Genomic DNA, 24,253 nt, shown 5'->3' on the forward strand with positions numbered 1-24,253 from the left:
TGAAGTAGATACGCCCTCACCCTAAACATTGACATTAGTGTCAATGTCAATGTTTTGAGTAAACTAGAGGCATGACGGCTTCATACCTGACTATCAAAGAACTTACCGATGCCGTTGGCGGCGGCGTCACCCCCCGCATGGTGCGGCACTACCACACGCTGGGGCTGCTCCCGCCTGTGCAGCGCTCTGAGGGCAACTATCGCCTCTACACTCAGCAAGACATGCAGCGCCTGCAGCGCGTAATCGCTTTGAAACAGCAGGGGTTTCAGCTCTCCCACATTCGCCAGCTACTAGACAGCCAGTCCGAAGAACTCACTAATCCCACGCTGATGGCTCAGCTGCAGCAGCAGTATCACTCCGTAACTCAGCAAATCACTCGACTGCGGCAGACGGCAACGGCGCTAGAGGGGCTGCTAGGGCGCGACCACGATTGCCAGGGTACCCAGGCCGAGGTGTTGGCCCAGATCAAGCAGCTAGATGTGAATGCCCAGGCGGAGCTATGTAAACTTGACCAGCTCTGGTCAAACCTGGATGCCGCCACAACTTCGCATCCAGAAGCGTTTCAAGAATCCCTGCAGCGGCTGCTTCCCGACCTATCCCACTACTCCGAAGTCACCGTGCATCTGCTGCATCAGATGGTGCTAGCCTGCGGCGACGTCAGCCTGATCAATTTTGTGCGCTTGAGCCACGGTGCTGTTGCATCTGCCCGCGAAGCGCTGAAGGCGGGATGCTCCATCCTGACCGATCTGCCATCCGTCGCCGCCACCCTCGATCGCCCCCGGTTAGCTCATCTGGGATGTTCGCTTGAAACCCTGATTGACGACCCTCATATTACGGGAGTCAGTGAAGCGGAACAGGCATTTTATGATCATCGTATTTGGCGGGAACAGTTGCAGCAAACCCCAAGGGGGGCTGTGCTGGTCATCGGGTACGCCCCCTCAGTGCTACTTGCGGCCTGCCAACTTATCGAGCAGCAGCAAATCGAGCCCGCCCTTGTCATTGGCATGCCAATTGGGTTTAGCCATGCTCCAGCGGCAAAGCGGCGACTGGCGGCAACAAAAGTTGCTCATATCACGATTCAAGGCAGCTTCGGTGGTGGGCTTTTGGCATCAGTGACGTTGAATTCTCTAGTAGAAACGTTTATTGAAAAGCCAGATTGTCACTGTTACCTCACCCATTCTTAGCTTCAATCCTTGTGCCAGTTGCCCAAAATTTGCATCCCCCCGTTTCTGCCAAAGCTGAAACCATCCATTTCACGTTGACTAGTTGCCTGCGCGCGATTAGCTGGCTTGGCTCACCTCATCTCGTATTCGGCGTTTAGGTTGAATTTTTCCCACTTGAGACCCCCAAGGGGTTAATTGTTAAGCTAGATAACGGCAAGCAATTCAATTTTGGCTAGGTAGAGCTGTGGCTCAAGTTCATCTACGCAAGGTAACGCGAGAGAATTTCCGAGAATGCCTGAATCTTCAGGTTACGGAGTTGCAAAAGGGTTGGGTTGCAGCTAACACACAGTCTCTTGCAGAAGCTTATGTTGATCCCAATCTTTTTCCTCTGGGTGTCTACGATGCTGCCGCCTGTGGTTACGAACAACCCGAAGTGCCAATGATTGGATTCACGATGTATGAACTTGCTGCGGGTGTAGGATTCATTATGCGGCTGATGATTGATGAAAAGTACCAGGGGCAAGGTTATGGCCGCGCTACCGTACTTGAAGTGGTTCGTCGCCTTAAGCTGCATCCTGATGTTGAATCATCGCGACTAGTTGTCGAAAAGGGAATGAAATAGCTGCACGTTTGTATCAGAGTTTAGGGTTTCGCCAATGGGATGTCCCCTATGCCATTTCTCATCCGACAGAGGTGTATGTAAAGCTTGAAGATTTATGCTGTCGGCAGCAGCACGACAATGCTGTTGCAGCGGATTGTCGGTTCTTGTTCGTGGTGCAGCAAGGTTTGAGTTGCAACCGTTGAACAGCAATGATCTGCCGCTAAGCGTGGCTCTCTGCAAGCTGCTATAACCTTTGTAAGTCAGTACTACACTCGTTATGAGTACTCGGATACCACCATCGATCGAAACTGACGTTATTCGCGCATTACGCCAAGCAGGAGATGAAACCCTCTTGCGAGAAATACAACCTACTGCGATCGGCGGCGTAAGTGAAACACTTTTGTTGAAGACAAATGCCAGCGTTTATTTCCTCAAATGGAACGAGACACCCTGGTTTGGCACGTTGACTAATGAAGCATTTCAGTTGTCCCTGCTGCGGCAGACTAATACCGTCTGCGTACCGGTTGTCATTGGTTTTGCTGAGGGTCAGCAAGGATGCCCTGCCTGGATGCTGCAAAAATGGGCTGGAAGCGCCGAGAAGGGAGATGAGTCGGCTCGCCTTGGTGCAAAATTGGGTGAGCGCATAGCGGCGCTGCACACTGCAACCTTAAATAGTGCGCCTGGCTATGGCTATGTGGAGCGTAATGAGGACAATTCAACGAATCTTCCCGCACAGGATTGGGTAGGCTTTCTTTATGAAGCTCATCTTCGCCACCACATAGAGCGGGCGAGGAAAGAAAACCGCTGGTCGCCGGAGCGTAATCAGCGTGTAGACAGATTGATAGAACGTTTGCCAGACTTACTAGGTAGTGTCGAACGCGCTCCTGCAATGTTGCACGGTGATTTACACAGTGGCAATGTTCGGCTTGGGGAGAATGGAGAACCTGTACTCGTTGATCCCTGGCTGTTTTATGGCGATCGCGAGATAGAGATTGCGTCTACATTGATGTCTGGCGATTTTACTCCAGAGTTTTACGAGTCATACAACGCAAATTTTCCTCTGGCTCCGAGCTTTAAGGATCGCGTTGACTTGTACAAACTGGTTTGGCTGTTAAGTGGTATGTACTACAGCTCCGACGCCTCTAGCGGAGAGGATAATGCGATCGCAGACCCAATATTAATTCGATATGTTGGATGATCGAAGGCTTTTCACTTGTCATCGACAGAGATATAACAAGTTGCTGCACCGAAATCTACCAAAGCGTTCAGGTGAGTCCTAGAGAGTATCTTTGTCCGATGAGCAGAACCGTCAGCCTGCTAATTGTGCTGCGAGAACTGAGATTATAAATGAATGAATGTCATGCCTGCAATGAAGTATCTAAGAGCCAACAAGATCCAAGCCTTATCATTTATGAAGATGCTTATTGGATACTCAGTCATAAGACGGAAGACGATGTGCAAGCAGGAAATCTTATTATCAAAACTAAACGACACTGTAAACATTTATCAGAGTTAACGGCAGAGGAAGCCGCTTCTCTCGGAGACATCATTCAAAAAACTTGTTTGGCGTTATCCAAAGTTATGGAAGTCGCTAAAGTTTACGTAGCGTCCTATGGCGAACGAGTTAAGCACGTTCACTTTTTCGTTATTCCACGCACTCCAAAAATGCCTGCTGGAAGCTTGAAGATGTTTCTATACCAGCGTGTTCACTCATTACTTGTTCGTTGCGGTTTGAGAGAAAAGTTGACGCAGCAAGAAAGGATATATATGGTTGAGAGAGTGCGAAAGGAATATCAAAAGCTTGTTGATTCGTCAGAAGCTAGCTAACAAGTTAGTGCAGCGAACTGACAAGAGACCTCTGTCTTTAATGCAAATGGATACAGCTGCTGACTTTAGTCGTTAAACCGCTTGCGATCAACCTATTCCATAAAAACATCGGCGTTGAATGGGCAGAATGGCACTGCTGGGAGTTAGTTGAGGTGATTATCGATCAAGCCGAGTGCTCAATGGCCTTAACCTACTGAAGGTTTGTGAGTTGAGTAGTTGCCTACGCGGAATTAACCAATCTGGCTTACCCCACACCTAAACCTACAGAGGGTTTTGACATAGCTGGCTAACTGTTGAGATAGATTCTTATTCCAATACCGAGGAACCGCGAAGAGTTGGTGAGCTGCCGCCTCCCCACATACCAGGTCTAATCTTCTCGCTGTAACACGCCTACCGGTTGTCGACTGAAGTCCTCTGGCTCAGGCAACCGCTGCTTTCGTAACTGCTGCCAGGCCTTGGAAACAGACTTCTAAGTACCAAGGAATTCCCTGGGCGCCTGCACCACTGCCAAGCTGGAGGTTTTCATTCTGGCCTCCTGAATCCATTAAGACCCTCGTAGGGCTGGAGGGGCAGTTCAATCTGGAACTTTGAGCCTTTACTCACTTCACTTGTGGCATGAATGCGCCCATTATGGGCTTGGACAATTTGTCGGGCGATCGCCAACCCTAGCCCAAATCCGCCGCTGTCGTGAGAACGCTCAGCGTCTACTCGGTAGAAGCGATCGAAGATATAGGGTAGGTCGGTTTCTGGAATTCCAGCGCCTGTGTCAATCACTTGAATCACGGCCCAACCAGGGTGAGGCACCAAGCGCACCAGGACCACGCCACCAGAAGGGGTATATTTGCAAGCATTGTTGAGCAAATTTTCGATCGCCTGTCGTAGCAAGTCGGGGTCAGCCCACAGTTCGACTACTTGCTCAGGCGGCTCATAGGTCAAGTTGATAGATTGCTGTTCTGCTAAGGTGGCAAATTGAGTTACCAAACTTTTGAGCAAATCGTCGAGATTAATTAATTTGAGTGATTCTGGTGCAAGCTGTCCTTGATGGCGAGCGAGCAATAACAGGTTATTGACGAGAGCACCCATTGATTTTGCGCTATCCACAATGTTTTCTAAGGGATGGTGATAGCGGGAATCACTATTGGCGATCAGTAATCCCAGTTGAGCGTTGGTCAGAATTGCGGAAATGGGCGATCGCAGCTCATGGGAAGCATCGGCTGTGAACCGTTGAAGCTGTTGATAGGCCTGGCGAATCGGTTGCATGGCAAAGCCGCTAAGAACCCAACCGGTGAGGGCAATGAGTCCGAGTGTGATCGGGACTGTCAGAGCCAGCACCGTCTGAAGCTGCTGAAGTTCTTGTTGAGTCTCCATTAGGGGAGCGGCCACCTGAAGATACCCCAGGGTTCCAGTTCTGCCCTCAACCGGTAATGTCGCCTGACGGAGCCAAACTTCTTCCGCCAAAAGTGGATCGGTTGATTGAACCGTGAGATACCCAAGGGGCGTATTTAACTGGTCTGGAGGAGCCGCTCCGAAAAAGCGAACGAGCCGTCCTTGCGCGTTATACCAGCGCACATAAATCAGATCTTCTGCAAGTGGATGGGAGCCACTGCCCAGCAATGGAACATGGCTCAGATCGACCTGACTCTGGTCTTGGCGCACTTCATAGTGCACACTGGCAGCCATCACTCTAGTCTTGTCGTGGAGCAGGCGATCGAGTGCTTCCAGTTTTTCCGTGATCTCGATCTGATAAATCACTCCAGCAAACAGCACTAGAATGCTTCCCATTGAAAGGGTGAACCAACGAGCCAGGTTGCGACGACTTCGGTTAAACACGTCTTGCCTTCAAGCTTCATGCGTTTCAGGAGAAGTCAGGCGATAGCCCATGCCATAAATGCTCTCAACCCAGTCAGCTGCTCCTACGGTTTGCAAGCGTTGACGGAGTTTGCGAATCAAGACAGTGATGGCATTGCTTTCGGGTTCAGTTCCCCACTCCCATACGGCCTGCTCGATCTGGTTGCGGGTTAACACCTGTCGAGGGTGGCGCATGAAGTACTCCAACAGCTGGAACTCACGACTAGAGAGGGCAACAGTTGCACCTTGCCGTTCGACAGTCAGGGTATCGAGATGGAGATGGAGATCTTCAAGACTCAGGGTATCTCCTTGCCAGAGGGGCGATCGCCGTCTTAAGGCTCGGACTCGTGCCATAAACTCCACCAGGTCGATCGGTTTCACCAGGTAGTCATCTGCACCTGCGTCTAATCCAGTCACTTTTTCAGGTGTAGTATCTCTTGCCGTGATCATCAAGACTGGAGCCGTTTTTCCGGCTGCTCGATATTGGCGACAGAGGGTTACACCGCTGACATGCGGTAACATCCAGTCTAGAACCAGCAGATCATAGTCTTTTTCGGATAAAAGCCACTGAGCCGTCTCTCCATCTTTGACGCCATCGACGCTGTGTCCTGCTTGAGAGAGTACCATTTGCAGCGGCATGAGTTGTTTTGGGTCATCTTCCACCAGCAGAACTCTCATGTCTTTGCTACTCCCCTTGCGGCTTGCAAGACTGAGAATAGGTGTTTAGCGTAATGTAAACATCTCCTTTGAGCCAGATAGGCTGTTGAAGTGCACACAGCGGAACATAGAAGCTGATGAGAAATGGTAGTGGGTGGCGTGCAATAAAACGTTGGTTACGAGCATCAGGGGCCGAGTTTTGGCTGCCACTGCCGTTTGTGGCGATCGCCTTTTGGTTTGGCACGAATATGCTGATGGCTCAAGAACTGCGGCAGCCCCAATCAACCGACACTAAACTTCAGGCAGACACTCAGTTTAAGGCGACTGTCTCCATCAACATTTTGCTCATCAACGCAATCATCAATCGACAGCAGGGAATCACGCAGGTTGAGGTAGAGACAACGGAACCTATCTTAAAACGGTTGGAACTGGAATTGCCGATGACCGACACCAATCAAGTCGAGGCGGCGATCGCGCAAGAACTTCAGCTATCTCGTCAAGATGTGCGGCAGCTCGTTCGCTATGAAATTGTTGAGTGAGTTTGGTGTGGCAATTAAATACTCATATGTGAGAACGCCACGCGAATTGGTGCCAAGTGAAAAGAACTATAGTGCGCCGACCGCGATCGCATAAATTCAGTGAAATAGAGCTTGCCGATCCATCAACTACCTCCGTTTCTTTCTAGTCTTAAATCACAAATGTGATCCGAAAGTGAGCAGTAGAAGTTTAGCACTCATTTTTCACTCACTTTCGTAAAGGACGCTAGAGAGTAATGAGGTGGGCAAGGCTGCCGTGAGCCAGTCTTGCCGCTCCAGATGATATGGAGCCGAGAGGAAATGGGATGGTAGTACTAGATAGCGTCAAATCAACGGAACAGCAATGGCATCACCTTCCTCAGAAGCAGGTTGTCCAGTTGCTCAAAACCGATCCTGAGAAGGGTTTGTCCTTTCCAGAAGCAGCAGAGCGACACGATCGCTTTGGTCCCAATGAATTAACCGCTCAGAAAAAACAGAGTGCCTGGGTACGTTTTCTTCAGCAGTTCAATCAGCCGTTGCTCTACATTCTGCTGGTTGCAGGGCTAGTCACGGCGTTTCTCCAGGAGTGGATAGATTCGGGTGTGATTTTTGGGGTGACGCTGCTCAATGCCATCATTGGCTTTGTGCAAGAGGCAAAGGCAGAGGATGCGATCGCCGCCTTATCCGAAGCGGTTACAACCGATGCAACCATTCATCGCAACGGCCAGAAGCAAGTGGTTTCATCCCGCGAACTGGTTCCTGGCGATCTTGTCTTGTTGTCCTCTGGCGATAAAGTGCCTGCAGATTTGCGGCTGATTGAGATTCGCGACTTACAGGTAGACGAATCAGCCCTGACAGGAGAATCGGTTCCAGTCGAAAAAAACCTTCATCCCCTAGAAGCGGACACTCCGCTCGCAGAGCGCACCAACATGGTGTACACGGGCAGCCTTGTCACCTTTGGGCAGGCGCGTGGAGTTGTTGTGGGCATTGGTGAGATGACCGAAACTGGACACCTCTCGCAACTAATGCAGCAGAGTACAGCCATAGAAACTCCTCTAACTCGCAAAATCGATAAATTCAGCAGAACCTTGCTGTACGTCATTTTGGGCTTGGCGGCACTCACCTTTGCTGTTGGCGTTGCTCAAGGGTTTTCTTGGATTGAGGTGTTCAAAGCGGCGGTTGCGCTGGCGGTTAGTGCGATTCCCGAAGGGTTGCCTGCCATTCTCACCGTGACACTGGCGATCGGCGTATCTCAGATGGCAAAGCACCACGCCATCATTCGTAAACTACCGGCGATCGAGACCCTGGGCAGCACCACCGTAATTTGTTCTGACAAAACCGGAACCCTGACCGAGAATCAAATGACGGTTCAAGAAATTGATGCTGGTGGCAGGCGTTATTGGGTCAGTGGCGGAGGCTATGCGCCGGATGGAGAGATTTTTTTGAATGGACACGCAATTGACCTGGCAAAGGCACCCGCCTTATATGAATGCCTGCAAGCCGGACTGTTGTGCAACGACTCTCATCTGGAAGTGCAAGACGGAAATTGGACAGTGGTCGGTAGCCCCACAGAAGGAGCGCTGGTTGCTGCTGCCTACAAAGCTGGGCTCAGTGCAGACAAGCTGGAGCAGGCGCTCCCTCGGCTTGATACCCTGCCGTTTGAATCTCAATTTCAATACATGGCAACACTGCATCGCAACCGTCCAGAACGGTTGATTTACCTCAAAGGTTCGGCTGAAGCCACCCTCAAGCGGTGTCGTCAGATGCTGGGTGCAGATGGAGAGGCGATCGCCCTAAACCCAACGCAAATTGAGCAAACTGTAGAGAACATGGCAAAAAAAGGGCTGCGGGTTTTGGCACTTGCCAGAAAAGTGGTCCCTGATTCTCAAAGCTCGATCGAGCATTCTGATCTGGAGCAAGGTTTAGTATTTCTAGGGCTGCAAGGCATGATCGATCCGCCCCGCCCTGAAGCGATTCAAGCCATCGAAGCCTGTAGATCTGCGGGAATTCAGGTCAAGATGATCACGGGTGACCATGCCAAAACAGCCGCCGCGATCGCTCAACAAATGGGGCTAAATCAAACTGAGGATGCGCCTGTTCTCACCGGCCAAGAACTTGCTCAACTGGATGAGCAAGGACTAACCAATGCTGTTGCACAGAGCAATATATTTGCGCGAGTTGCACCCGAACAAAAACTGCGGATTGTGGAAGCCCTCCAATCCAAAGGTGAAATTGTGGCAATGACCGGAGATGGCGTCAACGATGCGCCTGCGTTGAAGCAAGCTGACATTGGGGTAGCAATGGGCATCACTGGCACCGAAGTCACGAAAGAAGCGGCAGATATGATTCTGACAGACGACAACTTTGCCTCGATCGAGAAAGCTGTCGAGGAAGGACGCACTGTTTATAAGAATTTATTGCGAGCGATCGCGTTCATCTTACCCGTGAACGGTGGTGAGTCTATGACCATCTTGATCGCTGTAATGCTAGCAACGCCACTGCCGATTTTGCCCGTGCAAATTCTTTGGCTGAATATGGTCAGTTCTGTGGTCTTGAGCTTGCCGCTGGCGTTTGAACCACCTTCTCCAGACGTGATGCAGCACCCACCTCGTTCTGCTAATGAACCGATGCTATCACGTAGGCTAATCAGCCGAATTCTAACCGTTTCACTATTTAACTGGTTCGTGATCTTCGGAACATTTAATTGGATTGTTCGTACTACTGGAAACGAAGACCTAGCGCGAACGATGGCAATTCAAGCATTGGTTGCCGCAGAAGCGTTCTACTTGTTAGGGATCAGCCGTTTTATTCCCGCGATTGTTGCAAAGCTACGTGGTAAAGATGAATCGCTCGGTTATGCTGTGGCGATCGGCATCGCAGGTGTACTGATGCTCCAGCTTTTGTTTAGTCAATGGAGCATTATGAATAGGCTATTTGCTACTGAAGCATTAACTTTGACTCAAGGCTTGATCTGCCTTGCTATTGGGCTACCCATGATTGCTTTAGCTGCATTGCTGAAGCGTTTTGCTCCGCTGGAATAACAGATACTAAAACCTGTTTGATTACCCCCGATTCCACTGGACGAATACCATTTGTCTCTACAGCTTCGCTTGTCGGAACTCGGGGTTATGTGATTCGAATTTGGTGTGACTTTGATAAAGCTTTTCTTTTGACTGTGCTGACATTAAAAAACTATAGCGTTGGATATTCATCTTTTCTCATGACTTCTTACACTATGAAACGCGCGATCGGTACATTCTCCAATCGTCAAAATGCAGAACAAGCGCTAGCTGAGCTAAAAAAACAGGGGTTTCCCATGCATAAGCTCTCAATGATTACCAAATCTTCTGATGATGGCAATAGTTTAGATAGCCAAAATGTGAAGCAGCCTTCAATGACAAGAGCAGAAGGTGCGAAAACAGGCGCGATCGCGGGAGGGATAGGAGTAGGTTCACTTGCCCTGATTATGGGACTCGCCAGCCTGCTAATTCCTGGCATTGGTCAGGTATTAGCGGTAGAAAGCCTTGTAACAACCTTTCTTGGAAGTGGAATGGCTGCAACTGCTGGTGGTCTATATGGCGCGCTTCAGGGATGGCTAGTTCCAGAGGAACAAGCAAGAATTCGCAACGACAGATTTAACACAGGAGATTATTTAATTATCATGGAGGCAATAGAAAATGAGATCTTGAGCGCTGAACCTGTCCTCAAACACTGGGGAATTCGGACATGGCGTGTCTATGATGCCTCTTAAACCTGAGAGCTGCACCAGCGGCGGTATGGTCTTGTTTGCGCTATCAGAGGTTGTTTAGAGTGTTCAGATTTGCCACGCCGAGATTGGGACGAAAGTGGGATGCGACGGCAGCAACCAACAATCTGCCCTTAGCGATCGCCAGGGGCAGATGTGAAATTTCACTGACGCCGAGCAGCTTATCCCTGCTACCACCCCACTGACGAAGGCATTTTGGGAAGTAACAGGCAGAAATCCTGAATCGTAGATGCACCCTGAGAACTAAGTCCCATCGGCACTTTTGGCCTGTCGGGTTTCTGTCTGGCCGCTCCGCATGCACTACCCGACCGTCCATCCCTTATTTTTTTCTGCCCTCACGCGATCGTGTTGAGATAACACGACTATGCCATCTAGTTCTTTCATTAGCGTTTCAGCAGTACCCGTGTCCCCATCCTTCGCGGCATGAGTATAGGCTTCTATCAAAATGCGAAATTCGTTGTTTATCATTTGCTATTCCTCTTAATGCTGCGTCAGTTGATTTTCTCATATACGAAATAACACGATTAGTTATTGAGGAGGCACAACCAAACGGTAGACTTCTCAGTAATTTCTAGCAACTTATACGTATCTAAAACATTTTCATCTAATAAGTTATACATGTCATCAAACAACTGCTGAACTGCAAAGTTCAGAGCCGTTGGGGATTAATCTCTTCCCCAATAGGAGAGCCGGAACATACCGTCCTGAGATCAGCGGTCTATAAAAATAGACCGCATTTTCTTCCCCTCATACTCAACCACCGCTGATTGATCGGGGTCGGTCGCATTCAGCGTTATAACAACGTCAAACTAAGAAACTCATATCTCATAACAAGGCCCGGAATAGCAGTTAACCTCCGAGGTAAACGGCTCGCTCTTTCTCGCGGCGCTTGATCAGACCAGGCAGCACCTTGCCCCCAGCTTTTGCTGTGCCTCATTCGTGCCTATTTAGCTCTGATGTGCAGTTATCTGACCAGGGATCAAGCGTTAGGTGCCCCAGGTCATTTACGAAACACCCCAACCCGATCACCTGGAGCTGCTAGCTACGATCGCCCTTTTACTTGAACAACGTTGGGTCATAATTGCCCGAAACGATGTCTGGGTAGATTTGCTTAGCCCGCTTCTGCGCTACCTTTAGGTTCACCAGGTCATAGCGTAAGCCCAGGCTCATTGTCTTGCGCTGCCCCTGACACCGCTATCTCAGACGAATCGAGCTGTCTATGTCCTCGATTGAAATTTTACCTTTGGGACTTCTGGCCATTTCGAGCACCCATTCTATACTCGTTGAAGCGCTAGAATCCTAATTATTTCGTTTGGATCCGGTCAGTCCGTACCCACTTTGGGCGGCGATCGCATCTATTAGCCAAACGCCAAAGGCATTGAAATGGCAGCTTTTCAAGGAATGGACGTAACTGGACTCGAACCAGTGACCCCCACGATGTCAACGTGGTGCTCTAACCAACTGAGCTATACGTCCGGGCAGACATAGAAAGTAGCATATTGGGCGGCGCGATCGCAACCTCTACCGCCGCCGATCTAGCGAGCCAGACGAGGCTGAAGCACTTTGGGATCTAACAGCAGCGGCGCATCCTGCTTGGCGGTGGTAGCCACTCGCAGGTTAGAGAGGGCAGTGCCCTGGTAGTAGTGGGCCAAGATTTGCTGGTAGTTTTGGCCTCGGGTGGCCAGCCCGCGCGCCCCCCACTGGCTCATGCCCAGGCCGTGGCCATAGCCGCGCCCGTCAACCCGTAGGGTATCGCCCACCAGGGTCAGGGAACACAATGAGCTGCGCAAACCCAACGCCTGGCGCAACTCGGTGCCGGTCATGGTGCGGCTGCCCTGGGTGCCCTGAAGCCGAATGGAGGCGATACGCCCCTGGGGAGTGGCGCGCTCAGTGACAACTCCCGTCAGGCGGCCAATGCCGGTAATACGCTGTGCGACCTGTTGGGTTGAGAAAGTCTCAGACCACTGAAACACCGGAGCCTCTTGGTCGTAGTCGGCCACACCGCGCAGGTAGGGGGTGGCGCTTTGCCAAATATCTTCAGAGTTTTCGGTATAGCCGCCGGAGGAGGAGTGGAACACGGCTTCAATCACCCGGCCTCCGTAGGTCAGCACCTGGCCCTGGGTAGCGTTGACCGCGGCCTGTACAGAGGGAGCTTCGGCAGCCAGCCCTCCATAGACCTGATGAGCCGTGGTGCCCCCTACGTCAAACAGGTCGCCCTGGGTTCGATCGCGCCGATACATCGCGTAGGAGCGAGCCGCTACCGCTTGGGCCTTGAGCGCCTCCTGGGGCCAGCTAGCGGGCATTTCGCCGCCAACGACGCCGTAGAGGTAGGCTTCGAGATCCACCCAGTTGACGGCAGTCACTTTGCCATCGATGGGCACCACTAGCACCCGACCCCGATACCATTTGTCGTTGATAAAGATATAGCCACCGCTAGTCGGCTCTACCCAAAAGGCTTGCCCCTGCCAGTCAGCCAGCTTCAGCCCACCTCCCTGGGGAGTGACAGTGACCGATCGCCCCTGGGGAATTTGGCCTACCCCTTGGCCCGTCGCGTTTTTGACTACTGCTGGGGTAGAGCTGCCGACCACCGCTTGATTGAGGCGATCGCCTACGGCCACCCGCATCTCGACCGCCGCCTGCACCGGCAGCGTCGCCAGCCACCACAGCACCGACAGGCTGAGACCATGCTTGAGAAAGCCTAGGGAGCGGCTGAGCAGCAGCCTAAACAGGGGTTGGCGAAGTAAAGTCATCGGTTGCGGCAGAACGTAGAGAACGTGGGGATCACCGGACAGCGCTTTTTACGGTATCACCGATGGCTCAGCCCGGCACATTAGGATCCAATCATCCCTATGACGACCTCGGTACTTTCAGGTTGCCCCAGCAGGGCCAGCAATCAAACTGGTCGCCTAGGGCTGCACGATTGGCTCATAAAGCCTTCTCAGGAAGGCCATAATTTTGCGGCCATATTCTGGGTCGGCGCTCCAGCGGCCGCTGAGCTGATCCACTAGAGGGGCAACTCCCCGCACCACAAACAGAAAGCGAGGATCGACCTGGCGCTGCACCAAGGGGTCGAGGCTAGCGTAGGCCTTGAGGTGCTGAATTTGCGCCCGCACTCCCACCCGAGCGCTGGGGAACGACGACCCCTCTGGCCCGCCCGTGGGTGAACCAATGCCGCCAAAGTTGTTTTGAGCCGGGTTGAGGCTGCCGCCAAAGTTGAGGGAGTTAGTCTCGACCAGCATTTGACAAAAGGCAATATCGTGATTGACCCCCTCGATCGCCGCCTCTTCGCGGTAGAGCTTGGGCAGGTCGCGATAGGTATTGACGGCACCCTGATTGACGCTTTGCAGAAACAGGGTCAGCTGTGTATCTGACGTGCTGCCGTTGCCCATAATGCGATCCATTGAGCCAGGGCAGAATTGGGTGCCCGTGCGCGATCGCAGCCGAATCGTGCGGCTCGCCGCATCCCAGGTCACCGTCACGTTGTAGTTTTGCAGGTCTACCGCCTTGATGTAGACCACGTTGGCGTAACGAATGCGAGTGATGTTGGGGGAACTGGTCGCGTCTACCCCCAGCAAGTCGGCAATGTCGATGGGCACGTAGGCATTGCCGTTGACGATAATGCCGGTCTCTGGATAAATGCCGCCGTTGAGGTTGATGCGAATTTCGGGCAGGTTGCCCCCTGGGGCGGTGGGGGTGCCGCTGCCCACCGCCCGGCTCCAGGAGGCCAGCCCGTCGGCAATCCCCAGGGCCACATCGCGTCGCTGCCGCTGAATGACCGCTAGATCCTGAGGATTGCTCAGGTAGCCCACCTCCATCAGCAGAGAAGGGCAGCCCAGGTTGCGACAAAAGGGCAGCAGACCCGTTGGCGATTCGGTGTCGGGCTTGACGCCCCGGCTAGGCACCTGGGGAATGCGGCGCAGCAGAGCCAGCAGCACAATTTCAGCGTGGGTGCGGCGTGTGTCGTTTTTGGCAATGTAAAACACCGCCGAACCCCGAACCGCCGGGTCACTAAAGACCCCGGCGTGAATTTCCAGGGCCACATCTTCAGGGCGACAGCGGCCATTAATCCAGGCCAGGGTTTGGCTGGCGCTGAGATCGTCGGGCACAGACAGCACCGCTAACTGGCGCGACCTGAGCTCAGCCACCACCAAATCGCGAATCTGAATCATCTCCGCCGCTTCGGTGGTGTTGGGCAGCACGGCACCAGGGTCTACCACCCCATTCTCCAAGCCGCCGTGGCCCGCCGAGATAAAAATCTGTGCCATATAGAACCGAATGCTTAGACTCTCTGGCCAGAATCATACCTATGAAATGGGGAAGTGGATGGGGTGGGGAGATGGGGAGAGTCGGGGAGATGGGGAGAGTCGGGGAGATGGGGAGGGTAAAGTTCAAAGTTCAAAATTTTGAATTCTCAATTTTGAATTTTGAATTTATCTATTTCTTACCCCTCCATCTCCCCGAACGCCGCCAGCGCCGCCCCCGTCACCCGGCAGGTCTGCCACTCGGGCTTAATCTCGGCCCCCATGCTTTGGTAAAACTCGATCGCGGGGGTGTTCCAGTCGAGCACGCTCCACTCAAAGCGGCCGCAGCCTCGCTCTAGGGCTAACTTGCCCAGGTGCACTAGCAGCGCTTTGCCAAGGCCCTGGCGGCGGTAGTCGGGGTAGACAAAGAGATCTTCCAGGTAAATGCCGGGCTTCATGAGAAAGGTCGAAAAGTTGTGAAAAAACAGGGCCATACCGGCTGGTTGGCCGTCAACCCAGGCGAGTAGGGCTTCGGCATAGGGGCGATCGCCAAACAGAGCAGCGGCCAAATCGTCGGGGCTGCCGGTCACCTCGTGGGCCAGCTTTTCGTAGTCGGCTAGAGCTTTAATCAAGTCCACCAGGGCTGGTACATCGGCGGGAGTGGCGGGGCGAATGGTGAGCGGGCGAGCGGCGGTGGAGGTCATAGAGTCTAATTCAGGCTAGATGGAAGTAATGGGACCGGGTGCGATCGCAGTATGAACTGGGTTACGGGTGCATTGCTAGGTCTACCAACGATGGATAGTAACAATTTGATTCATACATTCCTTCAGGGAAGCTGCTCAGGGACATAGCAGAACGGATACCCGAAGCTCTCAAGACTGCGCATAGGCGTGTACCCCTACGCTCTGGCGGGTCGAGGTGAGTAGGGCAGGGTCTAGCCCAGAAGAACTGAGATGCCAGCGGCAATCGGCACAATTTTAGGCCTGGTACTGGGCACGGGGTTCTCCGTACTTTTGTCGCACCCACCTCACCTAGATCGGGGCCAAGGCCTATTCAGAGATCAGCGCGAGAATCTCCTAAAGTTTGCGGTGCTGTTTTTGCCCGGCATGGAACCCGACCCACAGCTGATTGAATATGGCGTGAGCCAGAGCGTAATTTCAACCACGCCGACTACCTGATCGCGCTGCTCAAGGCGATCGTCTACGGTTGGAGGCACGAAAAAATGCCCGGATGACCAATGCCCTAGAGCGCGAACTCTACGATCGCATGGCTGTGCTCACCAACCCCATGGTGAAGCTGCGCTGGAGGCTGGATGCCTTGGTTAAGGCCTTTAATCCGACGGTAGGCTGTTTAGAGAGTCGGGTGCTGGGACAACGCGCAGGTTCAAAAAGCTGGGAGCTGCTAGGGGAGAACCAGTTGAGAAGCTGGAGGGGTGCGATCGCATTTCCCGCCGTATTGAGAGTGAACCGGCCGAAACCAACGCTCTTTGAGTTTTATCCTTCACAAAAGAGAGTGCGTTTACGTACTAAGCAATGCCTATTTAGTGCTGTCTAGAAACTAAATAAAGCAGCATACCCTTGATGTACAAAAACGCAATAGTAAACAGCTAAGCAGAAATCAGGACCTTTGGCAATATCCCAATAGGCAGACTAGAAAAACTAAAGACATCTGCCATAATTTCGAAGCTAACATTTCTTATTACTTAACGGAGCCTGCGGGTATGTCTGAGCCGAATGGCGTGATGATGCAGTATTTTCACTGGTATATTGAGCCCGACGGCAACCTGTGGAATGAGCTTGCTAAGAACGCAAAAGACTTGGCAGAGGCTGGCATTACTTCTGTTTGGCTCCCCCCCGCATACAAGGGCAACACTGGCGGCTACGACGTCGGCTACAGCGTCTACGACTTGTACGATCTAGGCGAATTTGACCAAAAAGGTAGCGTTCGCACGAAATACGGCACTAAAGACGAATACCTTCAGGCTATTAAGACCGCCAAAGAAGCGGGTATTCGGGTCTATGCTGATGTGGTATTCAACCACATGATGGGCGGCGACGAAACAGAGGAAGTCATGGCCACCCCCATGAGCCACGACGATCGCCACGAGCAAATTGGCGAAAATCGCATGGTAAAAGTGTGGACTCACTTTAAATTTCCCGGTCGTCAGGGCAAATATTCTGATATGGAGTGGCACTGGTGGCATTTTGACGCCGTTGACTACGACGAAAACGATCCTGGTTACGACGCGGTTTACCTGTTTGAAGGCAAGTCTTTTGACGAGAACGTTGACCTTGAAAAAGGTGCCTTTGATTACCTGATGGGCTGCGACCTCGACATGGAATCGGACGAGGTGCGCGAAGCCCTCAAAGAGTGGGGCACTTGGTACACCGACACCACCCAGGTCGACGGCTTTCGCTTTGATGCGGTCAAGCACGTGCGGGCGGGCTTTTTTCCCCAGTGGCTACAGCACTGTCGGTATCAGGCGGGCCGCAGGCTGTTTGCGGTGGGCGAATATTGGTCCTACGAAATTGAGGCGCTGCACCACTTCATTGAAGTTACTGAGGGCGATGTGCATCTGTTTGATGCGCCCCTGCACTACAACTTTAGCGAGGCCAGCAAAGCCGGTGGTGACTACGACCTCACCACCATTTTTGACAACACTCTGGTCAAAGAGCAGCCTGCTCTCGCCGTCACTCTAGTCGACAACCACGACTCACAACCCCTGCAATCGCTGGAATCGGTGGTAGAACCTTGGTTCAAACCCCTGGCCTACGCGCTGATTCTGCTGCGCCAAGATGGCTACCCCTGCATTTTCTACGCCGATTATTACGGGGCCCACTACAAAGACAACGGCAACGATGGCGGCGAATATGAGATCTGGCTCGACAGTCACAAGTGGCTGATCGATAAGTTCCTGCACGTGCGCAGCACCTATGCCTTTGGCGACCAGTACGACTACTTCGACCACCCCAGCACCATCGGCTGGACTCGGCTCGGCAACGAAGCCAACCCCGGCGGTATGGCCGTGGTGCTGACCAACGGCGCCGACGGTCACAAGTGGATGGAGGTGGGCCGGCCCAACTGCACCTACTATGACATCACTGAACACGTGAGCGAGCCGGTCACCACCAATGACGAGGGCTGGGCTGAGTTTAGCTGTCTGGCGGGATCGGTGTCGGTGTGGGTGCCGAAGGAGTAGATGGGTAGATGGGTAGGGAGTAGGAGGGTGGGGGAGTAGGGCGTGATTCTACTGTTTTAAAGCACCATTTTGGCTTTGAGAATTGGTCCTTCTTCCCGTTCTTCGAGTTGGGCGATGCCTAAAAAGGTTCCGTCTGACTCGTTGAGCACTCGGTAGGGAGTGCTTGGCGGTATCACCATAGTGGGCGGAAACTTTTGCCCCTGCTGCCAGCGCAGGGCGAGTTCGGCGGGGAGGGCGATCGCCGGCAAATGCTCCAGGGCGATCGCTGGATTCACTAGCTCAAGAGTCTGCTTTCCCAGCAAGTCCGTCACTGTCTCCAGCGTGAGGCTGTGCGACGAGTCAAAGCCGCCGCTGCGGGTACGGGTGAGGTGGGCTAGGGTGGCTCCGGTGCCGAGGCGATCGCCCAAATCCCGTGCGATCGAGCGAATGTAGGTGCCAGGGCCGCAGTCTACATCCAGCGTTAGCTCCGGCTGCTCCCCCGGCTGCCAGTGCTGCACCGTGAGCTGGTGGATCGTCACCACGCGCGAGGGCGGCGTTACAACCCGACCCTTGCGCGCCAGATCGTAGAGGCGTTGCCCCTGCACCTGAATGGCGCTAAAGGCTGGGGGTACCTGGTCGATTGTTCCCTGGAACTCGGGTAGGCAAGCCGCAATATCCTCTGCCGTCAGGCGATTGGCGGCTTGCTGGGTCAGAATCTCACCTTCTAAATCGTCGGTGGTGGTAGTGAGGCCAAAGCGAATCACCGCCCGATAGGCCTTGCCCTCCGGCAGGTAGGGCAGCAAGCGCGTGGCCCGTCCCACAGCTATGGGCAAAACGCCTTCGGCCAAAGGGTCCAACGTACCCCCATGGCCCACCTTCTTGATGCCCGACAGCCGCCGCACCGCTCCCACACAGTCGTGGGAACTCATGCCCTGGGGCTTATAGAAATTCAAAAATCCCTGCACAACGTCGAACCCTGCTCATCCACCCGCCTACCCCTTCGCCCACCTACTCCCCGCTAGCGCCCCACACCTCAGCCAACCGCTGATCGCGCCCGCATGCCGTGCGGTAATACTTATAGCGCAGCGGATGCTTGAGGTAGTAATCCTGGTGGTAGTCTTCAGCCGGGTAAAAAGTCTGGGCAGGCTCAATGGACGTAACGATAGGGGTTTTCCGAAACTTCGACCCAGCGCTGAGCACTTGTTTGGACTGTTCTGCCAGCGCCTGCTGTTCGCTGTCGTGGGCAAAAATTTTGGCCTGATACTGGCTGCCCTTGTCGCAGAACTGGCCTCGACTGTCCACCGGGTCTACATTCCCCCAAAAGACCTGGAGCAGCGTCTCGTAACTAACCTTGGTGGGGTCATAGACGATTTGAACGGCTTCCACATGGCCTGTGCTCCCAGCGGAGACTTCGGAGTAGGTGGGGTTAACCTTGGTGCCGCCGGTATAGCCAGAGGTGGTTGAAATTACGCCCTCTAGCTGGTCAAAGGGGCCTTCCATGCACCAAAAACAGCCCCCGGCAAAGGTGGCGGTGGCTAGGTTGGGGTCCTCTACTGCCGTGGGCTCGGGCATCGAGTCGGCGGTGGCGTAGAAAGGTAGGGCATCCCAAACCAGCCCCAGGGTGGCTAGCAGCAGTAGGCCCAACAGCAGCCTGCGCACAATTTGCATAGTTACGTTTGTTACGGTTGATCTCAATTATCAGCTTACGGCAACGGGCTGGGATTCTCCTGACGGCCTTGGCTGCCCTCGGCATTAAGGCTAGCGATGGGATGTCAATTTAGATGGCTTGGGGAATGGCAGCTGGCCCTGATGGCGTTATTGCCGGTCGAGGGCAGCGTTTCTGCACCGTGAGAACTTTTTCAGCCCTCATTACGGGTCAACTTTGTATGATTAGGAAGTATTACCGGCGTAGCTGCACCCCGCGTCACGGCAGTCCGTTGGGCCAGTCTTCCCCCTGCTCCAGAGGTTAAGCCCCTTGTGATTTTATCGTCCCCCCCTACTATCAACCGCGGCAAGTCTCTGTATGAGCAGGTCTACCACGCACTGCGATCGGCTATTTTGACCGGGGCACTTTCTCCGGGCGATCGCCTGGTCGAAACCCAGCTAGCCGAGTGGCTACAGGTGAGTCGCACCCCCCTGCGGGAGGCCCTGCGCCAGCTCCAGCAAGATGGGTTGGTGACCGCCGATGTCAGCGGTGGCTTGCGGGTGACCACGATTACCGCTGCCGATGCCGAAGAACTCTACGACTGCCGCCTGGCCCTAGAGGCGCTAGCGGTGGCCGGGGCCTGCACCCACGCCACTGAGGAGCAGCTTGAGGCGATCGCAGCCTGTGTGACCAAAGCTGAGGGGGCTACCGCCAACAGCCACGGCAGCCTCTCGGCCGAGAGCCTGCTCGATGTTGATTACCAGTTTCACCATCTGATTGCCGAAGGCTCGGGCAATCGGCGGCTGGTGTCGCTATTAGACAGCCTGTTTGATGCCATGGCGCTGCTGCGCATTCAAACCCTTCAGCAAAACCCCAACGTGCTCGACATTCGCCTTGAGCATCGCCAGATCTACGAAGCTATTCTTAGTCGCGACTCCAACGTAGCCGTGGCGGCTATTAGTCACCACCTGCGCGCTAGCAAAACCCGCGTGGTCAAAGAAATTGAGGGCCACTAGCCGGTGGCGGTGGCAAAGTCGTAACCGCTGGCTCTGACCCCAGCCGAAGCGGGGATCGCGGTCTGATAGGATTTTGAGACTACTCACGTTAGCAGGACTAGCCACCATGTCTCAAACGCCAACCACCGGGGCCGATGCCGTAGATGCCGCGATCGCCCAGGGCATTGACCTCGACGGTACCCCGATTCCTGCCGCTAAGCTCGACCTCTACCACACCGTCATGGCTAAAGAAGCTGGGCGGCAGCGCAGTGGGGTGTCGAACTCGATGCGATCGCGCATTGTGCGCATTGGGGCCAAGCACTTCGCCGCCGATGAGCTCAACGCCATGTTGCAAGCGGCCGACTTTGCGCCCCTCAAAGACAAAGAGATCGCCTACTTTTACGGCGGCAAGTAGCCCTAGTTAGCTGTTTAATTGTGAACCCCCTGCCTCCCAGTTTTGGAAGGCAGGGGGTTTTTGTAAGTTCTGAAACGGCTGTGCGGTTCGAGCGATCGCTAAATCAACACAACTAGATAGCCCTTCAAAGCGACAGAGCTGAGCCCCTAGGGAACACTGAAACAGCGTTTGCTTTGATTGAGAAACAACGGTTATGGTGGCTCGTACATTTGGGTGTTTGGGTTCGGCACTGGTGACAGTAGCGGGGCTGGCCGGGGTAACGTGGGTGCTCAACCTGCCCTACCCCATGATTCGCTGGCCCGTGGCCAAGACGGCCCCCCTAATTCTGCTGCCCAGCTATATCAAAATGGACCGCGACTATCGGCAAGCGGTGTCGCTGGTAGCTCAGGCCGACCAACTGGTAAACCAGGCCACCTCAGCCCAAGATATTGAGCTGGGCGAAGAAAAAGTCACCCAGGCCCAGGTGCACTTAGATGGCCTGCCGGTGTGGTTTTTGGGCTACTACCCGCGGGGCTACTGCGGGTTTGTGGGCTGTAGCTGGCAGTTTACCCTCGATGAATTTGAGACCGCCCGGGCCGAAATTGGCCGCATGGAAGCCGTGGTGTTTCAGGAGCGCAACGCCCAAACCCTGCTAGCGCAAGGCACCACGGCCGTCGACGGAGCCCAGCAGGCATTTCAAACCGCTGCCTCGGGCACCGACCGGGCTACAGCCCTCACCACCTGGCAGCAGGGGATGGATCGGCTGAGCGAAATTCCGCCGGAAACGCTGGCCGGGCGGCAGTCGGTGACTAAGCTAGATGCCTACCAGCGCGACTATCAGCAGGTGGCCGGCAATGTCGCCGGCGGCAACCGCTCTGGCACGCTGGTCGATGCGGCGAAAGCCTTTGGCTATGAAGCTGCCGTAGCCGGCCAAAATCCGCCCCACAGTACCGCCCGCTGGGAAACCGTTGCGGGTCTCTGGGAAACGGCGATCGCTCGTTTAGAAGACATTCCCATCGAAGACCCTGGCTACAGCGAAGCCCAGACCCTGCTAGCCCAATACCAAACCAACTTTGGCATTGTGCAGGAAAACATTGCCAAGGAAGAGACCTCAACCAGAGCCTTTGACAGCGCTAACGAAAAAAGCACTCGTATGCTGGCCCAAAACCTAGAGGGCCTAGAGCGCAACCAGGTTGCCAGCCTGCTGCAGGACATCATTAACGATTTAGAAAAAGTTCAGCCCAATACCACCAGCCATGCTCGGGCCAGCGAAATGCTCAGATCTGCCAATCAAAAGCTAGCCCAGCTTAAGTAAGGAACCTGACTGGCTTGAGGTTTTTGAATCTCAGACAATGAGCAGCCTACTGCCAATTCTTCGCAGATGTTGAACTGTTACTACCCCCTTTGGCGAGGCAGACTTCACTCTACAATTGACAGCATCTGCGCCGCAGACAGAGGCTTTAGGCAATGGAAGTATTGCTCTTCTTTGCAAAACCCTTAGTGTCTCCGGAAGCAGGCCGGGTGCAAGTGTATTTGATGACGGAACCATCCACCCATGCCACTCCATGCTCAAGCTCGATAACTTGCAACTCGGCCAAAAATTCACCCTACTGCTGCTGCTCGTATTTCTGGGGGGCATTGTTGCCAGCAGCATCGCCCTATCTTCGGTTCTTAACAAGAGCGCTCAGGCTCAACTCACCACCAACGCCCTAATGTTGATGGAAACGATGAATTCTGTGCGAGATTACACCACTAACCAGGTCAATCCAGAACTGATCACGCGGCTAGATACTGAATTTTTGCCGGAAACGGTGCCTGCCTATTCTGCCCGAGAAGTATTTGAAACCTTTCGTGGCAACCCGATTTATGCTGACTTTTTCTATAAAGAAGCTACCCTTAACCCCACCAACTTAAGAGACAAAGCCGATGGCTTTGAGGCTCAGCTAGTCGAACAATTTAAACAGCAGAGCACAGCCCCTGAGACCAGCGGATTTCGGCACACTCCGGCGGGTGACCTCTACTACATTGCTCGCCCCATCAAAATTAGCAAGCCAAGTTGCCTAGAATGCCACAGCACGCCGGCCGCTGCCCCAGCCAGCATGATCGAGCGCTATGGTGCCAACAACGGCTTTGGCTGGCATCTAGATGAAATTGTTGGGGCCCAAATGATCTCCGTACCGGCTGAGAAGGTGCTGAAGAGTGCCCGTCAATCTCTGGTGCTGATCCTCGGCATTTTTGTGATTGCATTTTCCCTGGCGATCGTGCTGGTGAATCTCTGGCTCAAGCGCTACGTGGTTCGTCCCCTCAACCGCATGGCTTTGGCAGCGGAAGCGGCCAGCATGGGTGACCCGGTGGCAGAGTTTAGCCAAGACTCTAACGACGAAGTGGGCAAATTAGCCGAAGCGTTTAACCGCATGCAAATGAGTCTGCAAATGGCCATGCAGCGTCTAGAGCGCTACCGCGAAGGGCGACGCAGCTCAGGGGACTTTTCCGGTAAATGATAGTCCTTATCAAGGCCCTCATTTACCCGACAGCTAGATTGTCCGCCGTCATCTATTTCTGCGTTGATTCTGAAACAGTGCGATCGCGAGCCCAGTGAGAAGAAAGATAGGAAGAGTAACCCTAAGACCCGCCAACACCGATGTATAAATACGCGGCGAAGGTAGACACGAGACCACATCTGTGTTTAGATCACCACAAACCAAAAACTCCAAAAGCGAGTTGCCTAAACGAGGGCAGAGCATCGCAAACAGGGCAACCTTTACCCAGCCAGCTTGCTGACCCAAAAAAATATTATCCAAATCTCGCTTGGGTTTGTTCAGCAATGTGGTGTCCGACGTAGCCGGTTCAGCGGCCCAAATAGGCTGCTCTACGATGAGTCTATGGTTATACCAGTCGGCCAGATTTTGACCAAGCAATCCGCCCGCCCACCCAGCAACTATTGATGCCAGCACCGAGCTAAAGCCAATCAAAACGGCTGAGCTAGGTGTCAGCGCTGTGGCAGAAAAGTACCAAGGCCCAGCGGCAATTACTCCTGCCCAGGTAATAAAAGCACTCATAACGGTAATCGTTAGCCGATAGCGCCGCCTATGATGCAACGGACAAAAAATAAAGCAGGTTATCGCACTGACCAATAGCCCGTTAACCAATCCTAAACTTATACCCAGACCAACGCCGAGTAACCCTGTCCAAATAAAAGCGAGATAAGTAACGCCAAACAGCCCTCCTAGCACGCTGCCCGATAGTAAGCCGATGCCAGCACTGCGAAAAATGAAGCCCTTGACTAAATTTTGCATTGAGATCGATCTGCTATAGCTACAGCCATGTGAGTTAGGACGTAAGCTATAAGCAGAGACATTTTCCTCCAAGTGCTATGCCCAAACCCTACAGCCTCGATTTGAGGCAAAAGGTCATCGACGCCAT

The 24,253-nt window shown here is 53.5% G+C and carries 22 protein-coding genes and 1 tRNA gene; 14 read left to right on the top strand and 9 right to left on the bottom strand.

Annotation, left to right across the window (positions count from 1 at the left end; genetic code table 11):
- Positions 1–71: 71 nt before the first annotated feature.
- The 4 genes from H6F75_RS12095 (at position 72) to H6F75_RS12110 (ending at position 3,591) form a co-directional block, all read left to right on the top strand.
- Positions 72–1,184 carry a precorrin-8X methylmutase gene (locus H6F75_RS12095; protein ID WP_190752509.1) on the top strand — a complete coding sequence of 371 codons (1,113 nt, stop codon included), beginning with the start codon at positions 72–74 and terminating at the stop codon, positions 1,182–1,184.
- 223 nt (positions 1,185–1,407) lie between these two features.
- On the top strand, positions 1,408–1,785 hold the full coding sequence (locus H6F75_RS29020) for a GNAT family N-acetyltransferase (RefSeq protein ID WP_199303897.1): 378 nt from the start codon (positions 1,408–1,410) through the stop codon (positions 1,783–1,785).
- Positions 1,786–2,041: 256 nt separating this feature from the next.
- Positions 2,042–2,962 (top strand): fructosamine kinase family protein, encoded by a 921-nt coding sequence (locus tag H6F75_RS12105; RefSeq protein ID WP_190752511.1) that lies wholly within the window; start codon positions 2,042–2,044, stop codon positions 2,960–2,962.
- A 149-nt stretch (positions 2,963–3,111) separates the two neighbouring features.
- The gene (locus H6F75_RS12110) at positions 3,112–3,591 is read left to right on the top strand and encodes an HIT domain-containing protein (protein ID WP_190752513.1); all 480 of its coding nucleotides are present in this window, start codon (positions 3,112–3,114) and stop codon (positions 3,589–3,591) included.
- Positions 3,592–4,113: 522 nt separating this feature from the next.
- On the opposite strand, the gene H6F75_RS12115 is transcribed toward H6F75_RS12110, so the two are convergent.
- Positions 4,114–5,421 carry an ATP-binding protein gene (locus H6F75_RS12115; protein ID WP_190752515.1) on the bottom strand — a complete coding sequence of 436 codons (1,308 nt, stop codon included), beginning with the start codon at positions 5,419–5,421 and terminating at the stop codon, positions 4,114–4,116.
- Positions 5,422–5,430: 9 nt separating this feature from the next.
- Entirely contained in the window at positions 5,431–6,117 is a 687-nt protein-coding gene (gene rppA / locus H6F75_RS12120; protein WP_190752517.1) for a two-component system response regulator RppA, read from the bottom strand.
- A gap of 116 nt (positions 6,118–6,233) precedes the next feature.
- Between rppA and H6F75_RS12125 the strand changes: the two genes are divergently transcribed.
- The 3 genes from H6F75_RS12125 to H6F75_RS12135 all read left to right on the top strand — a co-directional run bounded on the left by H6F75_RS12125 (position 6,234) and on the right by H6F75_RS12135 (position 10,362).
- Positions 6,234–6,635: a hypothetical protein gene (locus H6F75_RS12125; protein WP_190752519.1), complete on the top strand. Its 402-nt coding sequence runs from the start codon at positions 6,234–6,236 to the stop codon at positions 6,633–6,635.
- Positions 6,636–6,937: 302 nt separating this feature from the next.
- The gene (locus tag H6F75_RS12130) at positions 6,938–9,652 is read left to right on the top strand and encodes a cation-transporting P-type ATPase (protein WP_190752521.1); all 2,715 of its coding nucleotides are present in this window, start codon (positions 6,938–6,940) and stop codon (positions 9,650–9,652) included.
- A gap of 194 nt (positions 9,653–9,846) precedes the next feature.
- Positions 9,847–10,362 carry a signal transduction histidine kinase (STHK), LytS gene (locus tag H6F75_RS12135; RefSeq protein ID WP_199303899.1) on the top strand — a complete coding sequence of 172 codons (516 nt, stop codon included), beginning with the start codon at positions 9,847–9,849 and terminating at the stop codon, positions 10,360–10,362.
- Positions 10,363–11,779: 1,417 nt separating this feature from the next.
- On the opposite strand, the gene H6F75_RS12140 is transcribed toward H6F75_RS12135, so the two are convergent.
- The 4 genes from H6F75_RS12140 to H6F75_RS12155 all read right to left on the bottom strand — a co-directional run bounded on the left by H6F75_RS12140 (position 11,780) and on the right by H6F75_RS12155 (position 15,322).
- A tRNA-Val gene (locus H6F75_RS12140) sits at positions 11,780–11,853 on the bottom strand.
- A 59-nt stretch (positions 11,854–11,912) separates the two neighbouring features.
- The gene (locus H6F75_RS12145) at positions 11,913–13,127 is read right to left on the bottom strand and encodes a SpoIID/LytB domain-containing protein (RefSeq protein WP_190752523.1); all 1,215 of its coding nucleotides are present in this window, start codon (positions 13,125–13,127) and stop codon (positions 11,913–11,915) included.
- 156 nt (positions 13,128–13,283) lie between these two features.
- The gene (locus H6F75_RS12150) at positions 13,284–14,642 is read right to left on the bottom strand and encodes an N-acetylmuramoyl-L-alanine amidase (RefSeq protein ID WP_190752525.1); all 1,359 of its coding nucleotides are present in this window, start codon (positions 14,640–14,642) and stop codon (positions 13,284–13,286) included.
- A 176-nt stretch (positions 14,643–14,818) separates the two neighbouring features.
- Complete coding sequence (locus tag H6F75_RS12155) at positions 14,819–15,322, bottom strand: GNAT family N-acetyltransferase (protein WP_190752527.1); 504 nt, start codon at positions 15,320–15,322, stop codon at positions 14,819–14,821.
- Positions 15,323–15,571: 249 nt separating this feature from the next.
- On the opposite strand from H6F75_RS12155, the gene H6F75_RS12160 reads away from it, so the two are divergent.
- The 3 genes from H6F75_RS12160 to H6F75_RS12170 all read left to right on the top strand — a co-directional run bounded on the left by H6F75_RS12160 (position 15,572) and on the right by H6F75_RS12170 (position 17,817).
- Positions 15,572–15,796, top strand: coding sequence for a hypothetical protein (locus H6F75_RS12160; protein WP_190752529.1), 225 nt, complete (start codon positions 15,572–15,574; stop codon positions 15,794–15,796).
- Between the two features lie 52 nt (positions 15,797–15,848).
- Positions 15,849–16,172: a hypothetical protein gene (locus H6F75_RS12165; protein WP_190752531.1), complete on the top strand. Its 324-nt coding sequence runs from the start codon at positions 15,849–15,851 to the stop codon at positions 16,170–16,172.
- A gap of 166 nt (positions 16,173–16,338) precedes the next feature.
- Positions 16,339–17,817 (top strand): alpha-amylase, encoded by a 1,479-nt coding sequence (locus tag H6F75_RS12170; protein ID WP_190752533.1) that lies wholly within the window; start codon positions 16,339–16,341, stop codon positions 17,815–17,817.
- Positions 17,818–17,873: 56 nt separating this feature from the next.
- Here H6F75_RS12170 and truB read toward each other — a convergent pair whose 3' ends face one another.
- Positions 17,874–18,761: a tRNA pseudouridine(55) synthase TruB gene (truB, locus tag H6F75_RS12175; protein WP_190752535.1), complete on the bottom strand. Its 888-nt coding sequence runs from the start codon at positions 18,759–18,761 to the stop codon at positions 17,874–17,876.
- A 43-nt stretch (positions 18,762–18,804) separates the two neighbouring features.
- A complete protein-coding gene (gene msrA / locus H6F75_RS12180) occupies positions 18,805–19,464 on the bottom strand; it encodes a peptide-methionine (S)-S-oxide reductase MsrA (protein WP_190752537.1) in 660 nt (219 codons plus the stop codon).
- Positions 19,465–19,773: 309 nt separating this feature from the next.
- Here msrA and H6F75_RS12185 point away from each other — a divergent pair, with 309 nt between their 5' ends.
- The 4 genes from H6F75_RS12185 (at position 19,774) to H6F75_RS12200 (ending at position 23,331) form a co-directional block, all read left to right on the top strand.
- Complete coding sequence (locus H6F75_RS12185) at positions 19,774–20,457, top strand: FCD domain-containing protein (protein WP_190752538.1); 684 nt, start codon at positions 19,774–19,776, stop codon at positions 20,455–20,457.
- A gap of 106 nt (positions 20,458–20,563) precedes the next feature.
- Positions 20,564–20,851, top strand: coding sequence for a DUF4090 family protein (locus tag H6F75_RS12190; RefSeq protein ID WP_190752546.1), 288 nt, complete (start codon positions 20,564–20,566; stop codon positions 20,849–20,851).
- A 193-nt stretch (positions 20,852–21,044) separates the two neighbouring features.
- Entirely contained in the window at positions 21,045–22,145 is a 1,101-nt protein-coding gene (locus H6F75_RS12195) for a hypothetical protein (protein ID WP_190752550.1), read from the top strand.
- A gap of 250 nt (positions 22,146–22,395) precedes the next feature.
- A complete protein-coding gene (locus tag H6F75_RS12200) occupies positions 22,396–23,331 on the top strand; it encodes a DUF3365 domain-containing protein (RefSeq protein ID WP_190752551.1) in 936 nt (311 codons plus the stop codon).
- A 48-nt stretch (positions 23,332–23,379) separates the two neighbouring features.
- Here the strand turns inward: H6F75_RS12200 and H6F75_RS12205 are convergent, their stop codons facing one another.
- Entirely contained in the window at positions 23,380–24,126 is a 747-nt protein-coding gene (locus tag H6F75_RS12205) for a hypothetical protein (protein WP_190752557.1), read from the bottom strand.
- Between the last annotated feature and the right edge of the window lie 127 nt (positions 24,127–24,253).

Source organism: Nodosilinea sp. FACHB-131 (assembly GCF_014695395.1).
In the GTDB taxonomy this organism is placed as follows: domain Bacteria; phylum Cyanobacteriota; class Cyanobacteriia; order Phormidesmidales; family Phormidesmidaceae; genus Nodosilinea.